Origin of the sequence: Psychroserpens damuponensis (assembly GCF_000826655.1) — a bacterium.
Taxonomy (GTDB): Bacteria; Bacteroidota; Bacteroidia; order Flavobacteriales; family Flavobacteriaceae; genus Psychroserpens; species Psychroserpens damuponensis.
In genome coordinates this window covers 370,896-393,390 of the sequence record NZ_JXJO01000024.1, presented here as the reverse complement: position 1 = coordinate 393,390, position 22,495 = coordinate 370,896, and the positions used below count along the sequence as shown (strand labels likewise).

Below are 22,495 nucleotides of genomic sequence, written 5' to 3'. Positions count from 1 at the left end.
TTTTTGTATTGGGAAGTAATACTATGTACATGCTTAATTATAAAAGCTATCATGTATATTTACAAAAAATAATACGCACACATTTTAATTTTTAATAAATTATTTTTTTGTCGTCATTACTAAAGTTATCCTCCAAATAACTTTTTCTCATCTCAAATTTTATAAATAGTAAATGGATTTTACAAACCCTTTAGTATACGGTATTCCTTGTTTTTTAGGATTTATTGCATTAGAATTAACTTATAGTAAGGTGTATGATGATAAGCATCTTTATAAATGGAAAGATTTAATATCTAGCGTATCTCTTGGTGTTGGTTCTGTTATTCTTGGAGCGCTTATAAAAACCGTCTCAGTCATTTTTATACTCAATTTTGCTTATGATATATTTAACCCAATGGTTAATGGTGTTCGTACAAACATTATGGGTTGGGAATCTTTTGGTTATGCATGGTATATTTGGGTGATTTGCATGCTTTTAGATGATTTTACATATTATTGGTTTCATCGCCAAAACCATATGGTAAGATTTCTTTGGGCAGCGCACATTGTGCATCACTCTTCAGATAATTTTAATTTAGGAACTGCTGTAAGAAACGGTTGGTTCACAATTTTTTATAAACCCTTTTTCTATGTTTGGATTGTCATTATTGGTTTTCCTCCAGAAATGTTAGTTGTTTGTTTAGGTATTGAAGCATTATGGCAATTTCAACTTCATACACAGTATATTAAAAAAATGGGCTTTATTGAAAAAATCCTAAATACACATACCATGCATCAAGTTCACCACGCCAGAAATATTGAATACATGGATAAAAATCATGGTGGTTTTCTCAATATTTTTGATAGAATTTTTGGCACTTGGAAAGAACTCGATGAATCTATAGAAATAGAATATGGCGTGTCTACACCTCCAAACTCTTATAATATTTTTATCATACTAACCCATGAATATAAAAATATTTGGGAGGATATGAAAAAATCTAGAAATTGGTCTCACAAATTCATGTATGTTTTTGGTCCTCCTGGTTGGAGCCATGATGGTAGTACTTTAACAATAAAGCAAATAAGGCGAGAACAGCAGGCTAAAAGCTCGAAATGACACAACCTCACGCACTATTATAACAATACTTTAGGGATTAATTTTCGACTATTATAGTAAGTAATATTAAATTTGAATACACAAATTAGATGTCAAACTATGAAGATTCAAATTACAATGCTTTCCATATTCATGATGACTTTCATGAGTTGCAATACTGATAAAAAAAAGAATTCAGATCAAACTAATGATGAGACTGAAACCAAGTATAAAGCATCTCATATTTCCGAAGAGATATTAATAGAAAATACCAAATGGGTAATTACAGCTCTAAAAGGCGTAGAGATTACAAATCCTGAAATTAACGATAAAGCTATTCATTTTATATTGCAGCCTGATGGTAATCGTGTCAACGGTTTTTCTGGATGTAATACTTTTATGGGAAATTACACTATAACAGAGGGTAATCGTATTTCATTCTCAAAAATGGCATCAACTAGAATGATGTGTCCAGATGCTAGTATTAATGAAACAGCGGTTTTGCAAGTTTTTGAACTTGCAGATAATTATTCAATTAAAGGAGGCGTGCTATCTCTAAATAAGGGTAAACGAGCACCATTAGCCGTTTTTAAAGCTGTTTATTCGCAATAAATAATAAAATTTAGTTATAAAAATATAAACCAACCATAATGATAAAAAAAGTATTTCTTACTCCATTTCAAAAATTTGTAAAAATTGAAAGTTTTAGTGGTATTCTACTCATGCTAACGACGATTATTGCATTAGTTTGGGCGAATTCGCCTTATGGAGATATTTATAGAGAAATCTGGCAATATGATATTGGGATTGTAACCAAAACTTTTGAGTTTAAAAAGCCTTTAATTCTTTGGATTAATGATGGTTTAATGGCTATATTTTTCTTTTTAATTGGTTTAGAAATTAAAAGAGAATTATTAATTGGTGAGCTCAATTCTGCCCGAAAAATTGCATTTCCTTTAGTTGGAGCTTTAGGAGGAATGTTAGTACCTGTAATTTTCTTTTTAGTACTTAATCAAAATCCTGAAACTACCAAAGGTTGGGGAATCCCAATGGCTACAGATATAGCGTTTTCTTTAGCGATATTAAATCTGTTAGGCAAACGAGTGCCACTAAGTCTCAAAGTATTTTTAACAGCTTTTGCCATTGTAGATGATATTGGTGCAGTTTTGGTTATTGCTATGTTTTACAGTGGTACCATTAATATGACCTTATTAGTTATGGCTTTGATACTATTAGCAGTTTTATATTTTATGTCATTTAAAGGATTTTACTCGAGATTTGTATTATTTTTCTTCGGAATTGTCATTTGGTTTTTATTTTTAAAATCAGGGATCCATCCAACTGTTGCAGGAATATTACTGGCATTTTCAGTGCCAATTAGGCAAAAAATAGACACATCTACATTTTTAGAACAATTAGAAAATGTATATGACGATATCAAAAATGCTAGTATCCTTAAAAAGCCAATTTTGTCAACAGAACAGATTCAACATATTGATAATTTAGAAGATTGGTCTTCTAAATTTCAATCACCTTTACAGCATTTAGAGCATAACTTACATGGTTGGGTAGCTTATTTTATTATTCCAATTTTTGCGCTTGCCAACGCAGGAGTTTTAATTGATAGTTCGGTTGAATTAGACACTGCATTAGTCATTAATATAGTTATTTGCTTAATTTTAGGAAAAGGCATAGGAATCACATCTTTAGTGCTGCTTACTAAAAAATTAAAATTAATCACCATACCAAATGATATTAGTTTTAAACAAATTGTAGGCGTTTCTTTTTTAGCAGGTATAGGTTTTACGATGGCTATATTTATTGCCAGTTTGGCCTTTGCTTCAACTCCAGAGTATATTGATTCAGCTAAAATAGGGATTCTTATAGGTTCATTCATTTCAGCAATAATTGGTTATATTATTTTACGAATGGGAACTAACACTAAACTACCAGTATAGAATGAGTATTACAGATAAAGCCTTACGCGAACGTATAAAAGAACTAACGTGCCTTTATGACGTATCATCCATAATTGTAAATGCAGATGCAGATTATATAGAAGATACTCTAACAGCTATAGCGTTTAGTTTAAAAAAAGCATTTCAATTTGGAGATGACACAGAGATTATTATAACCACCCAAACCTTAAATATTAAAACAAGTTCATTACAAAATGATACGGTTTTTATTACTTCAGAAATTTGCCTGTTTAATGTTCCTAATGGTAAAATTGAAGCCCATTTAAGAACTCCAAAATTTAGTGAACAAGATTTTTTAAACGAAGAGCAATTATTATTAAATAGTGTAGCGCTAAAAGTTGGAAGCTTGCTAGAGCGTATTGAAATACAAAATAGCGAAACCTCATTAAAACGTCAAATGGAACGTGCAGATCGTTTGAGTATTTTAGGAGAAATCACTGCCGGAATTGCTCATGAACTTAATACACCTTTAGCAAATATATTAGGTTTTGCAGAGTTGTTAAAAGATCAATTAGATGCAAAGAACTCTACAACAAGAGATCTCGATAAAATTATTGAAAATGCCATCTTCTCAAGAGAAGTTGTAAAAAAATTAATGTTCTTTGCTTGTGAAATGCCACAAGAAATGACGCGTGTTAATCTCGTGCCTCATATTAAAAATGCAATAGATTTATTAGATGCTACGTTTAGAAAAGAGCAGGTAAAATATGTTGTAAAAATTGAAGATGACATATTGTTGTTAAAGGCCGATCCAATACAGCTCACACAAATTATTTTTAACTTATTAATAAATGCAATCTATTTTTCTCCAGTATATGGTTTGGTTACGGTTACAGCCTATCAAACTAAAAGGGATATTGTTCTAAAAATATCTGATGAAGGTATAGGGTTTCAGATAGAAGATTTAGATAAAATATTTCAACCGTTTTTTACCACTAAACCAATTGGTGATGGAGCTGGTTTGGGATTAAGTGTGGTTCATGGTATTGTAGCGTCCCATAAAGGCAAGATTTCTGCAGAGAACAATAAAAATAAAGGTGCTATTTTTACAGTAATGCTTCCTAAAGAATAAATACAATATGCAATTACGCAAAGAAAACATACTTATAGTTGATGATGATGTAAACATATTAGAGTTGCTGCAACGTCATTTACAATCATGGAATTTTCATGTTTTTAAAGCAATTTCTGTTAAAGAAGCCGTTGTTATTTTAAAAGATACAACAATTGATTTATTAATTACCGATTTAAAAATGCCAGATATTGATGGCTCTGAACTTATTAAATTTGTGTCTGAGCACTATCCAAATTTACCTAAATTGGTCGTTACTGGTTATCCTTCGGTTCAAGACTCATTGGCAGCTATTAAATCTGGAGCTGTTGATTATTTAACTAAGCCTTTCACTAAAGATGAACTAAAAACTGCGCTAGATGCTTCTATAATGACTTCTCAAGATCAGAGGTCTATTACACCTAAAATTTCCGAAGAAAAAAATAAAGCTTACGGAGAAATTATTGGTCATTCTGAAAAAATAAACAAGGTAATTCAGGTAATTGAACGCGTAAAAAATAATAAAGCCACTATTTATATTAAAGGAGAAAGCGGTACCGGTAAAGAACTTGTGGCTAGAGCAATTCATTACCAAGGTAAATTTTCTAGAGCACCTTTTATTGCTGTAAACTGTGGCGCAATTCCTGAAAATTTATTAGAAGCAGAATTGTTTGGTTATATAAAAGGAGCATTTACAGGAGCCGAAACCAATAGAGAAGGCTTATTTCAAGCTGCACATGGTGGAACTATTTTTTTAGATGAAATTGGAAACGCATCGCTTACTGTGCAATCGCGCTTGTTACGTGTATTACAAGAAAAAGAAGTGGTTAAAGTTGGTGCTACAAAAGCAGAGAAAATTGATGTTAGAATTATAGCTGCTACCAATAGTGATTTGAAAGATATGATTTCAAAACAAACCTTTAGAGAAGATTTGTATTATAGGCTTACGGTTGTAGAAATTGAAATTGCACCATTGCGCGAACGAAAAGATGATATTACCTTATTGGTTGATAAATTTTTGTTTAAATATGGTGTAGAGTATAAGGATAGGTTTGTAAAAATCACACCAGATGCTCTTAAAATTTTAGAACGCTATGATTGGCCAGGAAACATTAGAGAATTAGAAAATATCATACAACGCGCTGTAATAATGTGTGATAAAATAATTGAGGTTTCTCATTTACCCGATCATTTAAAATATAGTTTAAAGTCAACTTCGGAAACGTTACAACCTTTAAAAGTCATCGAAAAACAATACATAGAAAAGGTACTTAGAGCAACAGGAAACAACAAGACGAAAGCTGCAGAAATTCTTCAAATAGATAGAAAAACCATTCGGCAAAAACTTTTAGAATAATCCTTAATTACTGAAACATTTTTACCCAACTGGGTAATTTTGTCTCAGTCTGTCATTTCACATTTTTTATTCGTTATTAATTAAAACCCTTTATTTATAAGGGTTTTCGTGTATTTAGTGCTTTGTGGTATTTTATTTGGCACAAGCATTGCCAATTGGTATGTGATAACAATAATATCATAAAGTATGAATCACTTTAATATTTGTTCGAGTTGTATGCATTGCAACTCGTGCGTATTAACAGAACAAAAAGAAAAGGTTTGGTCTTGTAGTGAATTTGATGACATAGCAACCCAACAAGTGTATGCACAACCTGAAGAACAACCTAAACGCGAACTTGAATTAGTATAAAAATTAAAAAAGAAGATTATGATTTTTAACGCATTAAAATCAGCAAAGGCAACTCGTAATTCAATAGACAATAAATCAAATACGAAAGCTTGTAGACATAAATACTTAACAGATAAGTATAACGAAAGATCAATAACAAATAGATATTTTAAATAGTAAATATAATATAATGACAATAGCAACAGCAAATTTGAAAAAAGTAACCAAAAAAGTACCTGTAAGAGGTATGATGGATAACGTTATGGAGCAGTTTAATAGTGCTGCAGGTCAAATTAATTTACATCCTAACATTAGAAAAATTTTAAGTATCACCAATAATGAAATTATAGTAAATTTTCCAGTAAAAATGGATAATGGTGACGTAGAAATTTTTCAAGGTTACCGTGTGCAACATAACAATGCATTAGGTCCTTATAAAGGTGGTTTGCGCTATCATCCAACAGTAGATATTGATGCAGCTAGAGCATTGGCAATGTGGATGACCTGGAAAACGTCCTTAGCAGGTTTACCATATGGTGGAGGAAAAGGAGGTATTAAAATTGATCCTTCTAAATATTCACTATCTGAATTAGAACGAATTACACGACGATTTACTTTCGCCTTAGCCGACAATATTGGTCCAGAGCATGATATTCCTGCTCCAGATGTAAATACAAGCAGCCAGACCATGGCTTGGATTGCAGATACATATATGAGCACACGTCCGCCTGCAGAACGTACAGCAAATCAACATGTAGTCACAGGTAAGCCAGATGGCAGTGGTGGTTTAGAAGGTCGTGATAGAGCAACAGGTTATGGTGTGTATTTATCAATTAAATTTTGGGCAGATAAAAATGAAACCAGCTTAAAAGACAAAACATTTATAGTTCAAGGTTTTGGTAATGTTGGCTATTGGGTAGCACATTTTTTAGAAAAAGATGGCGCAAAATTAGTTGGTGTTCAAGATGCTTTTGGAAGTATTCATAACCCTAAAGGCATTACTGTAGAAGACCTTTTTAAGTATATCAAAATCAATGATGGTAGTATTGTAGATTTTCCAAATAGTAACGCGGTCGATAAAAATATATTTTTCACTTTAGATTGTGATATCTGTATTCCTGCAGCTTTAGGTAACCAAATTACTAAAGATAATGCTGCAAAAATAAAAGCAACACTTATTGCCGAAGGAGCCAACGGACCAACAAATGTAGAAGGTGAGAAAATTTTGTTAGAACGAGGGATAACAATAATTCCAGACATTCTTTGCAACTCAGGTGGTGTTGTAGGAAGTTATTTTGAATGGTTACAAAATCGAAATGGAGAGATTTGGCAATTAGATGAAGTCATGGCTAAACTTGATAAAAAGATGAAAGAATCTTTTAATAAGGTTTACGATTATGCATTAAATGAAGGCGTTGATTTACGTACAGCAGCATTTTGTATTGCCATACAGCGTATTGAAAAAGCCTACATACAAAGAGGGATTTTCCCTTGATAAATTTAAAGACGATTAGAGATGAAATACGGAAGTTTAATTTTAGAAAAGAAAGAGTATGTGTATTTAAAACGACTGCTTAATATTTCGGGATACGCAAAAGATCAAGTGGTACAAAAGTCGCTTATTAAACTATCTAATGAGCTAAAAACTGCTCATATAGTTGATAATGATCAAATGCCAGAGGATGTTATACGCTTTGGTAGTGTCGTTAATATTGAATTTGAAAATGGATTAAAAAAAACGATCCAGCTTGTAATTCCTATTGAAAAAAGCTCTAGAGAGCATAAAATTTCTGTGCTCACTCCAATGGGATCTGCTTTGATAGGTTATTCCAAAGGAGATCGTCTAGAATGGGATTTTCCTGGTGGAAACCATGTGATAAAAATTGCAGATGTAAGCCGAGAAAAAAGTGTAAAAGGGATTGATTTAGTAATATAAAACGTAAATACATGACAAGTTTAAATACCAAAATATATGATCATGATAATGATGTAGATGTCACACATAAAATTAATACAATTGAGCTAGATAACTGGATAAATCATGTAAAATACATTAGAAAAGAACTTACAAATCTTATCAATTTATGTAATGAAGATTTAAATAAAAAATTAGACAATGATAGTGTTTATGTACGATTTCAAAAGAGAGAGGTAGAAAACGAAAACCTATTTAATGCACTTACAAAATATGCTGCGTCACGAACCAATATTAGTGAGTGTGAAGACACGCAATGCGACATGGTTTATATCACAGAGCATGAATCCTATCGTAGAAGTTATTTGTATCATTTAGATAAGTATCGCAGACTAAAAGATGAGTTTTTTAATAAAGTGCAAGGCCAATTTTCGCTTGTAAAATTTAATTAGTCCAAACGCATCATATTTGAAAACAGAAATAAGCTACAAAATTGAAATGCATAGAAGGCTTTGCCTACAAAAAGATGTAAAAGAAGTAAAGTATTGGATTGGTGTTTTAGAACATTTTAATAATGAACTAGATCATTTCAAAATCATAGAAAAGCAACTCATTAAGCAGTCGTCTCTATCAGGAACAATACAAGCCGTACGCAGAAAAAATATTCTAAATATGGCAGCTTTATGTAAGTATGAGCAAGCACTAAAAGTAGAACAAGAATATGGGAAAATTGAGTACGATGTAACACGATCAAAACTCCACGAGCAAAAACGAGACAGCTATTTAAAAGTAATAGAAGACTATAATATACTTAAACATCAGTTTTATGTTTTGCTTCGGAAATATCATCGTAAATAACATTTGAAAATACAACATCTAGAAGAAAGTTATTCAAAACTGTGATTGGTTAGTAATCAAGTTGATTTTTGTTGGTTTTGAGTAGTAATAACCGTGAAAGTGAATGCTTTCACGGTTATAAATAAAATTATTAATACTTTAAAATAATTACATATGAAGACGATTTTAATACCAACAGATTTTTCAGAAACAAGTAATCAAACCATAGATTATGTCATCGAACTTTTTAAAAATGACCATTGTGAGTTTTATTTTCTTCATACGTATGCCTTTGATATTTCAGGTTTCAATGCAATAGAGATGCTTCAAGCAGATGAAGATTGGTTTGAAAAACCAAAGCAAGCCTCAATAAAACAATTAGGCCAATTAGTTGAACGATGTACAATTACATATAACAATACAAAACATGAGTTTAATGTCATTTCAGAATACGCAAAATTAGTAGATAGTATAAAAACTCACATTGAGAAGCTAAATATCGACCTGATGATTCTCTCTAGTAATGGAGAAAAATCAATGTCTACTAACAATCAAAATATACTAGCTCAAATAAGAACTTGCCCAATACTAATAGTGCCACCACAATCATCAATTTGCAATGGATTACAACTTACTATAGCATCAAATTTTAGACAAACAATTAATACTAATGATATTGATAGATTTTGTGAATTACTAACCAATACCAATTTTAAAATAGAAATTTTGGTGTTAGACAATCAAAACACCTTATCACAAGTTGTAAATTCTAATTTAAACGTGTTGCTAGAGCATTTAAAAAAACATATTGTAACACCAATAACTTGGCAGTATGCAAATTCACCAAGAGAACTTAAAAATTATGCACAGTCTCACCAAAACACAGTGATGTGTGTGGTTGATAAAAAACCAGATGTATTTAGAAAAATAGGATTATTAAAATCTAAAGTGATTAGTACAATGATGCATATGCGATCAAACACCGTATTAACTATTCATCAATAAAATTTATGTTTAGGTTTTAAAAACCATATTTAAATCTACTTATTTATAGGTTAATAGTTATGCTATTAGCCTTTTTTTTTTAAATAGATTTATGAAGTACTCTACTTAAATCCTTGTTTTCATAACACTCATTAAATACTATGTTTAGAGGTTTGTTTAAAATTATTAGCAGCTTAGAAAAAGCGCTGCAATTAACGTTGTTCTTTAACTTCGGAAATTCTAACGCTCCATGCAATAGCCAAAAAAGAATAAATTATAAGATTTCCGAAGAAAATTTTAAGTTTAAGTTTATCTTTAAAAAGATTATAAGATGACTTTAGTGATATTGATTGTAATATCATAGCGCTTAACTGTTAGGTACACATAATCTACGTATTACAGGTTTTATAGTCTAAGATGCTTATTGATGCCTTAATGTCACTGCATATATATGCAGTGTTCCCATATTAAAATGCTTAATTTATTAGGTGATGGCACAATTTAAAATAGAATTAGATAAACATTATTTTTAATTATGAGTCATACAGATTTAACTTTAATTGAACAATTAAATACTATATATGGTTTTTCTCAAGATTATTTGGAGTCCTTTGAAGAAGGCGTGTTAATTTTTAATACCGACGGTAAATTGTTGATGGTTAATGAGGCAACCTGCAAAATGTGTGGTTATCAAAGAGCAGATATAATTGGGTTACAATCTGCATTTCCGTTTTGGCCATCCAATAAATATGACGAATATGGTGCGCGTTTTAAAAAGGTGTTACGAAATAATTTAAATGGAGAGTTTGAATCTTTGCATCAACATAAAAATGGAGAGCTTTTTCCGGTAAGTATTTTTTTTGCAAGTATAAGGAATCCAAAAAATGACGTCATAGCGCATTTAGCGCTTATCCAAGATTATTCAAATTTTGACAATTCAACGCCTGAATTAGCTCAAAATAAAGAGATTTTTTCTGTATTAAATTATAGAAAGAAGTACCTAGAACTTATTGCTAAAAATAAAGCGAGCTCACAATTAAAAACTACTTTAAATAATATTTCTGATGGCTTTATATCTCTAGACACCGATTGGTATTATACATATGTGAATAAAAAAGCAGCAGCGCTCATAGGAAGAACGCCTAGAAGTTTGGTAGGAAAACATATTTGGACTGAGTTTCCAGAAGGAGTAGGTCAGTCTTTTTATAAGGCATATCATAAAGCGTTTGAAACTCAAGAAACACTCTATTTTGAAGATTATTACGAACCATTAGGTAAATGGTTTGAAAATAGAATATACCCTTCACCAGAAGGTATTACCATATATTTTACAGATATAACAGAAAAAAAAGAAACAGAAACTAACAATCAAAAGTTACTGTCTTTAATAGAAACTAGTGACGATTTTGTAGGGCTCGCAACATTGGATGGGATACCTACATATTTGAATGTTAATGGTAGAAAATTAATAGGATTAGAGCCAAATGAGGACTTGCCAAATTCTATAGGTCATGTGTTTCCTAAAGACTACCAGTCTAAAGTAGCGAGTGAGCATATGCCTGCTATGTTTAACAAAAACAAATGGAATGGAGAAGCAGTATTTCAAAATCTCAAAACAGGAGCTTTAATTCCTATTGAAATGTCTGGTTTTTTGATTAAAAATAAAATTTCAAATGAACCAATAGCGCTAGGTATAGTTGCCTCAGATATTAGTAAACGTAAAGCAACAGAAGATAAACTAATAGAAAGTGAACAATTGTTTAAACGCTTAACTTCTAAAGCACCTGCAGGAATATTTCAAACTGATAAAAATGGCTCTTGTAGTTATGTTAATGAGAGCTGGTCTGCCTACGCAGATCTTACTTTTGATGAGGCTATGGGTTATGGTTGGGCAGCAACGATTCATCCTGATGATAAGGATAGGATTATGCTAGAATGGGAGAAATATGTTATATCTGGAAAGAAAGAGCTCGAGACTCAGTTTAGGTTTTTGCATACCAATAATAACGTTATATGGGTGACTGTAAAAACGGTAGGAACCTATGATGCTCAAAATAATTTATATGGTTATATAGGTATGGCTATTGATGTTACTGATGCAAAAAAAGCAGAAGAAAAATTAATGAAAAGCGAAGAGGTGTTTAAACGCTTATCTGCCAATGCACCTGTAGCAATTTTTCAAACTGATATAGACGGTGGATGTAATTATGTTAATGAGGAGTGGATGAAATATTCTGGACTCACCCTTGATGAGGCTAGAGGATTTGGTTGGGTTAGTACTTTACATCCAGAAGATAAAGATCGGGTTCTAGATGCTTGGGAAAAATCAATTGTTTCTGGAGTTAATTTTAAATTAGATTGTAGGATTCTTCATAAAGATAATCATGTAACTTGGGTTTCTGCTAAAACAGTTGGTTTGTATGACGCAAACCAAGAGTTATATGGTTATATAGGCATGCTTTTAGATATTACCGAACGCAAAGTAGCTGAAGAAAAACTTATAACTAGCGAACAATTATTTAGAAGATTGTCTTCTAATGCACCTGTAGGTATTTATCAAACAAATGATCAAGGTTATTGTAATTATGTTAATGAAGAATGGATAAAATACTCTGGGTTAACATATGCGGATTCTATGGGTTATGGCTGGTCTGAAGCGATTCATCCAGAAGATAGAGATAGAGTACTAGATGAGTGGGAAATAAATGTATCTAGTGAACTTGAATCACTTTCAGATTTTAGATTAAGAAATAAAAAAGGAGAAATAAAATGGGTGTCTGCTAAAACGACTAGGCTATATAATTCTAATAATAAGTTTTATGGATATATAGGTACAATTGTAGATGTAACAGAGCAAAAAGAATCCGAAGAAAAATTACTAAACAGTGAACAATTGTTTAGACGGTTATCATCACATGCACCAGTTGGGATTTTTCAAACAGATAAAGATGGCGTTTGTAATTATGTAAATCAAGAATGGATTAAATATTCTGGAATCACATTTGAAGAAGCATTAGGTTTTGGGTGGTCTAATGCTCTGCATCCCGAAGATAAAGAACGAGTTCTCAAAATCTGGGAGCAAGCTCTTTTAGAAGGAAAGGAATATAATACAGACTTTAGATTTCTTAGTAAACAAGGGAAAACAACTTGGCTTTCGGCTAAAGCCGTTGGTTTGTACGATGCTAACAACAATATAAATGGATATATAGGGACGCTTTTAGATATCACAGAGCGTAAAGAGGCTGTCATAAAATTAATGAAAAACGAACAGTTGTTAAGAGAACTAACATCTAATGCGCCAGTTGCCATTGTAAAAACTACAAAAAGAGGCGGTTGTAGTTTTGTTAATGAAGAATTTATGAAATATACAGGTTTATCTTTTGAAGAATCTTTAGGGCTTAATTGGACAAAAGCTGTACATCCTCAAGACAAAGAATTTGTGTTAAAAGAATGGTTGGAGGTTGTAAATAATGAAAAAGATTTTATTACTGAATTTAGATTTGTAGATAAAAAGGGTAAAATAACTTGGGTTTCTGTTAAAGTTATAGGGCTATTTAATACTAAAAATGAATTAGAGGGCTATGTAGGGACATGTATAGATATTACAGAACAAAGAAACTCTGTAGAAAGAATTAAGCAAAGTGAAAACTATTTAAATAATATCATCAATAATATTGGCGATCCAGTTTTTGTAAAGGATGAAAACAGCAGGATGATACTTGTAAATGATGCCCTTTGTGCGCTATTTAACTTAACTAGAGATTCAATTATTGGGAATACTTTAGCAGGTAATGTGCCTATCAATGAAAGAGAGCGTTTTTTAAATATTGATAAAGAGGTGCTATCAACTGGTGTTGAAAACGTTAATATAGAGACATTAAGTTTTGGTAGTAAGAAAAAGCGTACCATTTCAACAAAAAAAACACGATTTATAGATAGTAATGGTAAAAAATTTTTAATTGGAGTTATAAGAGATATTACAGCTCGTAGAAAAGCGGAAGAAGAAATAAGGATGGCACACCAACGCCTTACTACTCATTTAAATAATTCTCCACTGGCGGTTGTAGAATGGGATAAAGATTTTTTTATTACCAGTTGGTCTGCGCAAGCAGAAAAGATATTTGGTTGGAACGAGATTGAGGCTATAGGAAAGCAATTAGTCGACCTAAATTTGGTTTACGAAGAAGATATTGATTCTACAAACGAGATTTCTAAAGAGCTAAGAAGCGGTAAAGTGAAAAGTAATAAAATCATTAATCGAAATAATACAAAAACAGGAGAAGTGATTTACTGTCAATGGTATAACTCTTTACTGTTAACTTCAGATGGAGAAGTGGAAACTGTATTATCGTTGATTATGGATGTTACTGAACGTGTGGAAGCCGATAAACTTATTAAGGATAGTGAAGAGAAATTTTCTAAAGTTTTTCAGTCTAATCTAATAGGGTATTCTATCGTTAATAAAGATGAGGTTAGAATTGATGCAAATGAAACATTAGCTAGAATATTAGAGACTAATCGCGCGAATTTAATAGGTAAAACTTTTGAAGAGGCCAAAGTAGATATCTTAGATGATGCTTATTTTGAGCAAAAAAAATGGATAACCGAAAAGATTCATGCAGAAGGTTTTCTAAATAATGAAACGATAACGAGAAAACTAATAAGCGGAAAAGAAATAAGTCTTTTAACCTCACTAGAAGAAATTGAAATTGCAGGCGAAACTCATGCACTTTTTGCGGTAGTTGATATTACAGATAAAACAAAAGCAGAAATTGCGCTAAAAGAAAATGAGGAAAAATTTTCAAAAGCTTTTAATTCTAAAGTGATTGGGAAAGCAATTCTTGATAAAGAAAAAAGGATAGTTGAAGTAAATGAAACCTTAGCAAATATTGTAGGATTTACAAGAGAAGATATGTTAGGGAACACGGCTCAAGAAATAGGTTTATTTAATTTTGATAATCAGAAAAACTTAGATAATGAAGATAAACTTTGGGGTCAATTTAGTGAAAAAGGTTATGTCTCAAACATTGAATTAAATTATCAAATGCAAACAGGTAAAGAATTGTTTTTATCAATTTCCTTACAAGCACTTCAATTAAATCATGAAGGTCATGTTTTGATATCTGTGATAGATATAACCGAAAAGAAAAATGTTGAAGCAGAATTAGAAAACCATAGAAACAACCTAGAAGAACTGATTGATATGAGAACTTCTGAATTAGAAAAGGAGAAGGTTAAGGCACAATCTGCCGATTTAATGAAGTCTGCCTTTTTAGCAACCATGTCGCATGAGTTAAGAACACCAATGAATTCTATAATTGGGTTTACAGGTATATTATTAAAAGAATTAGCAGGACCATTAAATGAAGAGCAAAGAAAGCAACTAACTATGGTTAAAAACAGTGGCGAACATTTATTAGGCTTAATTAACGATGTACTAGATATATCTAAAATTGAAGCAGGTAAATTAAAAGTCTCCTTTTATGCATTTAATTTTTTATCCTTATTAGAAAAAACCATTGAATTTATCTTACCTCAAGCTTCAAGAAAAGGACTTAAAATAAGCACAGAAATTTCTGATTTGGATGTCATCATCATAAGTGATGAAAGGCGCATAGAACAAATTTTATTGAATTTGCTGTCAAATGCGATTAAGTTTTCAGATAAAGGGACAATATTAGTCAAAGTTAATATTAAAAATGATGTACTCACTACGCAAGTAATAGACCAAGGGATTGGTATAAAAAAAGCCGATGTTGCTAAGCTATTCATGCCTTTTATACAACTTGAAGATGGATTGAGTAGAAAACATGAAGGTACAGGTCTTGGATTGGCAATTTGTAAAAGTTTAGTAGAAAAATTAGGAGGTACAATAAGCGTAAAAAGTGAGATCGGGAAGGGGAGTAATTTTAGTTTTAAATTACCATTAGATTACATGAAAAAAGAATAAATTTATAAAAAACATATATTCTATATTTAGTTTTTAATATATTTAGAAATCCACATGTTGATATTAAAACGAATATAATCAGAAGCATGAAGCCTACTATTTTAATAATCGAAGATAACAAGCAAAATATGTATATGTTATCTTTTCTACTTGCTAGTAGTGATTTTAGTGTGCTCTCGGCTTACAATGGAAAAGACGGGTTAAAGTTAGCACATGATAATCATCCTGAAATTATTTTGATAGATATTCAATTACCAGACATGGATGGCTACGAAACTTGTAGTAAGTTGAGAAATAATAGATTACCAAAAAGTACCATCATAATTGCAGTAACTTCATATGCAATGGGAGGAGACAAACAAAAAGCCATTGAGTCTGGAGCTAATGGATATATTGAAAAACCTATAAATCCAGATACCTTTATAAAACAAATGGAAGATATTTATAATGGATAATTGAAAATATGAAAACCGTATTAATAGTTGATGACATTTTTGAAAACCTTTATTTACTAAGAGTTATCCTTGAAGGTGCTGGATATGTAGTTATTGAAGCAGAACATGGCAAAGAAGGTCTTGAAAAATTAAATAAGAATAAGATAGACCTGATTATTTCAGATATTTTAATGCCAGTTATGGATGGATATATGTTTTGTCAAGAATGTAAAAAGGACGCATCATATAAGGATATTCCTTTTGTATTTTATACTTCAACATATATTGAAAAACCAGACGAAGACTTTGCAATAAAATTGGGTGCAGCTAAATTTTTAAGAAAGCCTACAGATCCAAGTGATATACTTTTAATAGTTGATCGTATTTTATCTACTGAAAAATCTAAAGAAAAAATTACCAACATTTCAAATGTATCCAAAGAAGAGGTTTTAAATCTTTATAGTGCGCGTCTAATAAGTAAGCTAGAGCAAAAAAATTTAGATCTTGAGAAAGAAGTTATTGAACGTAAAAAAGCTGAAAAATTATTAGTTGATAAAAATGAGGTGCTTGCGATGTTCTCGGTCAATACACCTTTAAATGAAATTTTTGATCAACTCCTTTTAAACTATGAGTATATTCATCCAGATTATTTTGGCGCTATTAGTTTAGTAAGTCATGATGGTAAATATCTTAATTTAAAATCTGCACCTTCATTACCTAAAGACTATAACTTGGAGTGTGAAATCCTGGAAATAGCTAACAATCAAGGATCTTGCCCTACAGCAGCATTCACAAAAAAAACCGTAATTGTATCAGATATAAGTACCAATAAGTTATGGGTAAAATATAGGAATAGTACTTTAAAATACGGATTAAAGTCTTGCTGGTCTATTCCTATATTGTCAAAAAACAAAAGGGTTTTAGGTACTTTTGCGTTATATAGTAAATCCATAAACACGCCTTCCAAAAGTGAAATTGAAGAGTTGAATTTTGCTGTAAACTTGGCTAAAATTGCAATAGAACGTTCTATTATTATTGAGGAAATCAAAAAGAAAGATGAATCGTATAAAGCATTAATTGATCAGGCTAGTGATTCAATAGTAACTTATACTTTAGATGGTACTATGTATAATTTTAATAGAGCAGCATATAAAAATTTAGGTTATACAGAAAAAGAATTTGTAAAATTAAAAATACAAGATATTAATATTGGTGATATCATTGTTAACCAAGACAATCTTGAAAAGTTACGTAATGGCCAGGCGATAATTTCTAATCGTAAGTTTAAAAGAAAAGATAAATCGCTTAGAGATGTTGAAATATCTTCAAAATTAAGAGAAGATGGGAGGATAGTTGCCATTGCTCGAGATATTACAGAGCGTAAAAAAGCAGAGTTAGATTTAAAAATGGCTAATGAGTTTTCTTCGAATCTCCTAAAATCAATGCATGAAGGGTTGTATGCCATAAGTCTTGATTCTACGATAATTAGTGTAAATCCGTCATTTTGTAAAATGACAGGTTTTAAAGAAAACGAACTAATAGGAGTAAAGCGACCGTACCCTTTTTCGCCTCCCGAATTACGTGATGCCAATGATGAACGTTATAAGTTACTTATTCAAAATAAAAATAAGCGAGATTACGAAAATATATACATGCGTAAAAATGGTGATCGTTTTCATGTACAGGTATATATTTCGAGTGTATTTGACGAAAATGGTAATAAAAGAGCAAATTTTGCTACAGTACAAGATATCACGCAGCGTAAAAAAGCTGAAATAGATTTAATATTAGCAAAAGAGTTTAATGATAAGCTCGTTATGTCGATGCAAGAAGGGCTTTTAATGTTGGATATAACAGGTGAAATTATAAAAGTGAACGAATCACTTTGTAAAATTCTAGGGTATTCAGAGCAAGAGCTAATAGGTTTAGATTTGCCATATCCATTTGTTAAACCTGAAGATTTAATTAGAATACAGGACATTGTTAAAAGAGTAGCGAATGGAGAAGCGCCTTCATTTCAATTTGAATTCTCTAGAAAAAATGGCACACAATTTATTGCCTCATTTTTAACTGGGAATATAAAAGATGATAATGGCCATGTTATAGCCATTTTTGCTACGGTAAAAGATATTTCCGAAGAAGAAAAAGCAAAAAAAATATTAGAAGATATTGCAGCTAAATCTCAACAAAAGAAAAAAGTTATTTTAGAATTAGCGAATCTTGTTGGCCAGGATTTTAATAGATCGTTGGATAAAATAACCGAATTAGCAGCTCAAACCTTAAATATTGGTAGAGTTAGTGTGTGGAAGTTTAATCATGACCATACAGTGCTTTTTTGTCAAAAACTGTATGAATTGGAAAGTGAAACGCATTCCATTGCAAAAAAATTAAAAGCATGTGATCACCCTAAATATTTTAAAGCATTGCAATTAAATGAGACGTTAATTGTCAATGATGCTCATAACGATGAAATTACAAGAGACTCTTTTAATGATTATCTAATGCCTTTTAAAGTGAGATCATTAATGGATGTATTTATAAATAGTACAAGCGGTTACTATGGTATTTTGAGTTTTGAACAGGTAGTAACATCAAGAGTTTGGACCCATGATGAGCAAGAATTTGCTACTTCTATGGCTAGTATAGTTTCATTAATGGTAGAGAGTACAGAGCGTAAATTGGCAGAAGATGAATTAGTAATAAAAAATCAAGAACTTAATAATTCATTAACTGAAATCATCGAATTAAAAAGCCAATTAGAACAAGAAAATATTTATTTACGAGATGAATTGGATCTGGTATTTAATTATGAAGAAATGGTGTATGGTAGTTTGGAATTTAGTAATGTTTTAACCGAAATTGAAAAAGTAGCACCAACTGATGCCACAGTATTATTGCTAGGTGAATCTGGAACAGGTAAAGAATTGCTTGCTAGAGCAATTCATAATATAAGCAATCGTAATCAAAAGCCGTTAATTAAGGTTAATTGCTCTGCCATACCGAGAGAGCTTTTAGAAAGTGAATTGTTTGGACATAAAAAAGGATCTTTTACAGGCGCATTTAGCGATAAAATTGGAAAATTTGAATTGGCACATAATGGAACATTGTTTTTAGATGAAATTGGTGAGTTACCAATAGATATGCAGCCGAAAATATTGAGATTTTTACAAGAAGGTGAAATAGAGGTTGTTGGTGGCACAAGTTCAAAACATTTAAATGTACGAGTAATTGCGGCCACTAACCGTAACTTAAAGGAAGCAATAGAAAAGAAGGAATTTAGAGAAGATTTATATTTTAGACTAAATGTGTTTCCGGTAATGGTGCCTCCTTTAAATAAGCGAAAAGATGATATTCCCATATTGGTAGAACATTTTGTGCATAAATTTAATAAAGCTTATGGTAAAAATATTCAGTATATAGCAGATGATGCAATGCATAAACTTAAAAGTTACGATTGGCCTGGTAATATTAGGGAACTAGAAAATTTAATTGAAAGAGCCGCTATTTTATCAACTGACGAAACTTTGCTTATACCAGGATTTGAATCGTCTAAACAAAAAACAAAATCAATTAATAACAAAGACTTATCGTTAGATACAATTCAACGTAACCATATTTTTCAAGTGTTAGAACAATGCAATTGGAAAATTAGTGGCGAAAATAGCGCTTCTACATTATTAAAGTTAAAACCAAGTACATTACGTGATAGAATGCATAAACTAGGTTTGAAAAAGCCTAGTTAAGTTAACGGTATACCGTTAATGTATATTTTTTTTTAAACACTCCACGGTATACCGTGGAGTGTTTTTTTTTAAACATCAAAAATAAAAACACAACTACTTGATTTTTAGTACTATATTGTGCTATTGTACTTCTTTGGCATATCAATTGATTTAGGTTTTTGTAATAAAAAATTATGAGAAACGTAATTCAATTTGATGGCATTAAGTTTTGGATAGACCAAAATGTAATTTGCTGCAAACTTAATACTGGTTTTTTTAAAAATCATCAATGGGTAGATATTGATGACATCTTTTATAATGCAATTTCTATTTTATCGAAAGGACGTTATTTGCCTATTCTAATCAGTTTTGGAGAAATCAATAATTCTAACTCTTTAAAAACATTTAATGTTCTGTCAAATGGTAAACTAATGAGAACATTAGATTTACCTCGAGTTTTTTTGGTTCATTCTAGTAGTTTAAAAATGTTACTTTCTCTTCATCACAATATTGGACATCGTATAAGTCCAACAAAGATTTTTAAAGATTTTAATCGAGCAATAGCCTATTGCAATAATGAGCACTTAGTTTATAAAAATTTTAATAAACAGAGATTAGTATGAGCAAAATGATAGGATTTAAAAATGCAATTTTTTGGACAGATGATACTGGGATTCTGTATTGTGAATTTAGTAATAATGATCCAAGTTTTAAATTAGATATTGATAATGTCATGTCATATATTAAAGCTATTACGACACTATGTGATGGTAAAGCGATGCCATTTCTTATAGATTTAAAAGATACTTGCGGTACGTTTTCTATGACTGCGGCAAAATTAGTGGCTAAAAACCCAGATCTTATCAAATTAAGAATTTCTGAATCATATTTAATCGATAGACTGGGTGTAAAATTATTGATTGCATTTTACAAACGATTGTATGATCCCATTACACCATTTAAAGTCTTCAATGATTTAGAACCTGCTAAGAATTTTTGTTTAGAAACTAAAAACATATACTATGGAAGCAGTAAAATATAATTTATTAAGCAAGCTTAATGAGAATGTGTTAAGTATCATAGAGGATAATTCAATAGTCTCAATAATAGATGTTTATGGGAGGATAGAATACGTAAATACTCTTTTTTGTGATACTTTAGAATATACTGAAAGTGAACTTTTAGGAGAAACACTTGATCTTTTAAAATCACCTATTCATATAGAAGCCCTCTATAAAAACCTATGGAAAACTATAAAGGCAGGACATAAATGGACTGGTATATTGGCTACAAAAAAATCTAATGGAAAACCAATTACATTAGACACTATTATTGTTCCAATGAAAAAAGATAATACTTTGATGTATGTGATTGTATCAAAAGACGTTACAAGATTACATGCTGAAAAGGTTAGGCTTAAAGAAAGTGACTACAGGAGTAATGTGTTTTTAGAAAATATGCCAATGCACGTGTTTTCTATTACTAAATATGGTAAAATATTAAATACCAATAAAAGTTATTGCAACCAAGAAAAGGAGAACCTTATAGATACCTATATATACGATCATATTGGATCAAATAGTTACGATATTTTTAAAAAGAATGTAGACGAAGTTTTTAAAAACAAAATTTCAAAACAATTTGAGTTTTTTGATTTTGATGAAGACGGAAGAAAACTATTCTTTTCATCAATAATCTCTCCTGTTTTTACTGATTTTGGAGGCCTGACATCAGCAACTGTTTGTATTCATGATATTACAAATTATAAAGGTATAAGTAAAGAGGAGCGCGATAGAGAAGCTAAATATAGATTAATATATAAATCAATTAATGTAGGAATAATAGTTGTTGCCGATGATAAAGGTAAAATTCGTGAATGGAATAAAGGTGCAAAATTAGCATTTGGCTATTCTGAATCAGAAATATTAGGGCGACCACTAACTATTTTAACCTCTTTAAGCTATAGAGAATCAAATATCACAGCGTTTGTAAAAGCCGTAAAAAAAATAAAAAACAATATAAATAGTGATATCATAGAGTTACAATGTGTTAGAAAAAATGGAGAAGAATTTCCAGTAGAGTTTGCATTAAGCAGTATAAGGGTGAATAAAAAAACATCTTATTGTGCTATGATGCATGACATTTCTAAACGTAAATCGTTGCAAAATAAATTAAAACAAAAAACTAAAGATTTAGAACAGTTTTTATATCGATCAGCTCATGACCTAAAAGCGCCATTTGCTTCAGCTCAAGGTCTGCTAAATTTACTAAAAGAAGAAAAAAACAAAGAAAAAGCTCAAGTTTTAATAGATATGTTGAGTGAAACTATTGATAGTGGTCGCGTGTTGTCAAATAATTTATCAGAAGCGTCGATGGTGTTAGCTAAAAATTATGAATACAAAACCATAGATTTCAATGACATTGTAAATGATGTATTGAAAACATTAAGTAATGCAACTAATTTTGAGTGTATTGATTTTAAAATAAGTATTGATGATCATAAAGTCTTTACGTCAAAACCAAAATTAATGCACTCTATATTTCAAAACTTAATACATAATGCAATAAAATACTCTAATAAACAAACAGATGCGCATACACCATGTATTGACATCACTGTAAAAACTAAAATAGACGACGTCTCTATAATAGTTCGTGATAATGGAAAAGGTATTAATTTAAAATGTATTGATAAAATATTTGATTTATACTATAGGTCTAATAATGAAAATACGCCTGGAAATGGTATTGGCTTATACATAGTTAAAAATATAGTAGATGGTTTGGATGGATCAATTTCGGTAAGCAGTGAATTAAATATTGGTACTTGCTTTGAAATACATTTGCCAAATTATTAA

The 22,495-nt window shown here is 30.8% G+C and carries 18 protein-coding genes; 17 read left to right on the top strand and 1 reads right to left on the bottom strand.

Going from position 1 to position 22,495, the window contains the following annotated elements:
• Positions 1-172 precede the first annotated feature (172 nt).
• From TD29_RS16125 to TD29_RS16080, 11 genes are all read left to right on the top strand, one after another.
• Positions 173-1,099: a sterol desaturase family protein gene (locus TD29_RS16125; protein ID WP_040282162.1), complete on the top strand. Its 927-nt coding sequence runs from the start codon at positions 173-175 to the stop codon at positions 1,097-1,099.
• Positions 1,100-1,198: 99 nt separating this feature from the next.
• Positions 1,199-1,690 carry an META domain-containing protein gene (locus tag TD29_RS16120; protein ID WP_052467152.1) on the top strand — a complete coding sequence of 164 codons (492 nt, stop codon included), beginning with the start codon at positions 1,199-1,201 and terminating at the stop codon, positions 1,688-1,690.
• A gap of 38 nt (positions 1,691-1,728) precedes the next feature.
• On the top strand, positions 1,729-3,036 hold the full coding sequence (nhaA, locus tag TD29_RS16115) for a Na+/H+ antiporter NhaA (protein ID WP_040282160.1): 1,308 nt from the start codon (positions 1,729-1,731) through the stop codon (positions 3,034-3,036).
• Between the two features lies 1 nt (position 3,037).
• On the top strand, positions 3,038-4,129 hold the full coding sequence (locus TD29_RS16110) for a sensor histidine kinase (protein WP_040282157.1): 1,092 nt from the start codon (positions 3,038-3,040) through the stop codon (positions 4,127-4,129).
• Positions 4,130-4,136: 7 nt separating this feature from the next.
• Positions 4,137-5,465: a sigma-54-dependent transcriptional regulator gene (locus TD29_RS16105; protein WP_040282155.1), complete on the top strand. Its 1,329-nt coding sequence runs from the start codon at positions 4,137-4,139 to the stop codon at positions 5,463-5,465.
• Positions 5,466-5,651: 186 nt separating this feature from the next.
• Positions 5,652-5,816, top strand: a complete 165-nt coding sequence (locus TD29_RS18550) for a hypothetical protein (RefSeq protein WP_161792625.1) — start codon at positions 5,652-5,654, stop codon at positions 5,814-5,816.
• 169 nt (positions 5,817-5,985) lie between these two features.
• On the top strand, positions 5,986-7,290 hold the full coding sequence (locus TD29_RS16100; protein ID WP_040282153.1) for a Glu/Leu/Phe/Val family dehydrogenase: 1,305 nt from the start codon (positions 5,986-5,988) through the stop codon (positions 7,288-7,290).
• A gap of 21 nt (positions 7,291-7,311) precedes the next feature.
• A complete protein-coding gene (locus TD29_RS16095; protein ID WP_040282151.1) occupies positions 7,312-7,731 on the top strand; it encodes a GreA/GreB family elongation factor in 420 nt (139 codons plus the stop codon).
• Positions 7,732-7,742: 11 nt separating this feature from the next.
• On the top strand, positions 7,743-8,162 hold the full coding sequence (locus TD29_RS16090; protein ID WP_040282149.1) for a hypothetical protein: 420 nt from the start codon (positions 7,743-7,745) through the stop codon (positions 8,160-8,162).
• Positions 8,163-8,178: 16 nt separating this feature from the next.
• Positions 8,179-8,568, top strand: a complete 390-nt coding sequence (locus TD29_RS16085) for a hypothetical protein (RefSeq protein WP_040282147.1) — start codon at positions 8,179-8,181, stop codon at positions 8,566-8,568.
• Positions 8,569-8,721: 153 nt separating this feature from the next.
• Complete coding sequence (locus tag TD29_RS16080; protein ID WP_040282144.1) at positions 8,722-9,552, top strand: universal stress protein; 831 nt, start codon at positions 8,722-8,724, stop codon at positions 9,550-9,552.
• Positions 9,553-9,743: 191 nt separating this feature from the next.
• On the opposite strand, the gene TD29_RS18545 is transcribed toward TD29_RS16080, so the two are convergent.
• Positions 9,744-9,893 carry a hypothetical protein gene (locus tag TD29_RS18545; protein WP_161792624.1) on the bottom strand — a complete coding sequence of 50 codons (150 nt, stop codon included), beginning with the start codon at positions 9,891-9,893 and terminating at the stop codon, positions 9,744-9,746.
• Between the two features lie 173 nt (positions 9,894-10,066).
• Here TD29_RS18545 and TD29_RS16075 point away from each other — a divergent pair, with 173 nt between their 5' ends.
• From TD29_RS16075 to TD29_RS16050, 6 genes are all read left to right on the top strand, one after another.
• Positions 10,067-15,481, top strand: coding sequence for a PAS domain S-box protein (locus tag TD29_RS16075; protein WP_040282142.1), 5,415 nt, complete (start codon positions 10,067-10,069; stop codon positions 15,479-15,481).
• A gap of 86 nt (positions 15,482-15,567) precedes the next feature.
• Positions 15,568-15,936: a response regulator gene (locus TD29_RS16070; protein ID WP_040282140.1), complete on the top strand. Its 369-nt coding sequence runs from the start codon at positions 15,568-15,570 to the stop codon at positions 15,934-15,936.
• Between the two features lie 8 nt (positions 15,937-15,944).
• Positions 15,945-19,658 (top strand): sigma 54-interacting transcriptional regulator, encoded by a 3,714-nt coding sequence (locus TD29_RS18790; RefSeq protein ID WP_052467150.1) that lies wholly within the window; start codon positions 15,945-15,947, stop codon positions 19,656-19,658.
• A gap of 173 nt (positions 19,659-19,831) precedes the next feature.
• Positions 19,832-20,260 carry a hypothetical protein gene (locus tag TD29_RS16060; RefSeq protein WP_040282138.1) on the top strand — a complete coding sequence of 143 codons (429 nt, stop codon included), beginning with the start codon at positions 19,832-19,834 and terminating at the stop codon, positions 20,258-20,260.
• Entirely contained in the window at positions 20,257-20,679 is a 423-nt protein-coding gene (locus TD29_RS16055; protein ID WP_040282136.1) for a DUF7793 family protein, read from the top strand. Before TD29_RS16060 ends, TD29_RS16055 begins: the two co-directional genes overlap by 4 nt.
• Positions 20,660-22,495 carry a PAS domain S-box protein gene (locus tag TD29_RS16050; RefSeq protein ID WP_052467149.1) on the top strand — a complete coding sequence of 612 codons (1,836 nt, stop codon included), beginning with the start codon at positions 20,660-20,662 and terminating at the stop codon, positions 22,493-22,495. The genes TD29_RS16055 and TD29_RS16050 overlap by 20 nt, the downstream gene beginning before the upstream one ends.

Coding starts and splice junctions, on each gene's coding strand:
- TD29_RS18790 (WP_052467150.1), top strand. CDS start 15,945: ATGAAAACCGTATTAATAGTTGATGACATTTTTGAAAACCTTTATTTA.
- TD29_RS18545 (WP_161792624.1), bottom strand. CDS start 9,893: ATGATATTACAATCAATATCACTAAAGTCATCTTATAATCTTTTTAAA.
- TD29_RS16050 (WP_052467149.1), top strand. CDS start 20,660: ATGGAAGCAGTAAAATATAATTTATTAAGCAAGCTTAATGAGAATGTG.
- nhaA (WP_040282160.1), top strand. CDS start 1,729: ATGATAAAAAAAGTATTTCTTACTCCATTTCAAAAATTTGTAAAAATT.
- TD29_RS18550 (WP_161792625.1), top strand. CDS start 5,652: ATGAATCACTTTAATATTTGTTCGAGTTGTATGCATTGCAACTCGTGC.
- TD29_RS16080 (WP_040282144.1), top strand. CDS start 8,722: ATGAAGACGATTTTAATACCAACAGATTTTTCAGAAACAAGTAATCAA.
- TD29_RS16055 (WP_040282136.1), top strand. CDS start 20,257: ATGAGCAAAATGATAGGATTTAAAAATGCAATTTTTTGGACAGATGAT.
- TD29_RS16090 (WP_040282149.1), top strand. CDS start 7,743: ATGACAAGTTTAAATACCAAAATATATGATCATGATAATGATGTAGAT.
- TD29_RS16095 (WP_040282151.1), top strand. CDS start 7,312: ATGAAATACGGAAGTTTAATTTTAGAAAAGAAAGAGTATGTGTATTTA.
- TD29_RS16070 (WP_040282140.1), top strand. CDS start 15,568: ATGAAGCCTACTATTTTAATAATCGAAGATAACAAGCAAAATATGTAT.
- TD29_RS16110 (WP_040282157.1), top strand. CDS start 3,038: ATGAGTATTACAGATAAAGCCTTACGCGAACGTATAAAAGAACTAACG.
- TD29_RS16075 (WP_040282142.1), top strand. CDS start 10,067: ATGAGTCATACAGATTTAACTTTAATTGAACAATTAAATACTATATAT.
- TD29_RS16105 (WP_040282155.1), top strand. CDS start 4,137: ATGCAATTACGCAAAGAAAACATACTTATAGTTGATGATGATGTAAAC.
- TD29_RS16060 (WP_040282138.1), top strand. CDS start 19,832: ATGAGAAACGTAATTCAATTTGATGGCATTAAGTTTTGGATAGACCAA.
- TD29_RS16100 (WP_040282153.1), top strand. CDS start 5,986: ATGACAATAGCAACAGCAAATTTGAAAAAAGTAACCAAAAAAGTACCT.
- TD29_RS16125 (WP_040282162.1), top strand. CDS start 173: ATGGATTTTACAAACCCTTTAGTATACGGTATTCCTTGTTTTTTAGGA.
- TD29_RS16120 (WP_052467152.1), top strand. CDS start 1,199: ATGAAGATTCAAATTACAATGCTTTCCATATTCATGATGACTTTCATG.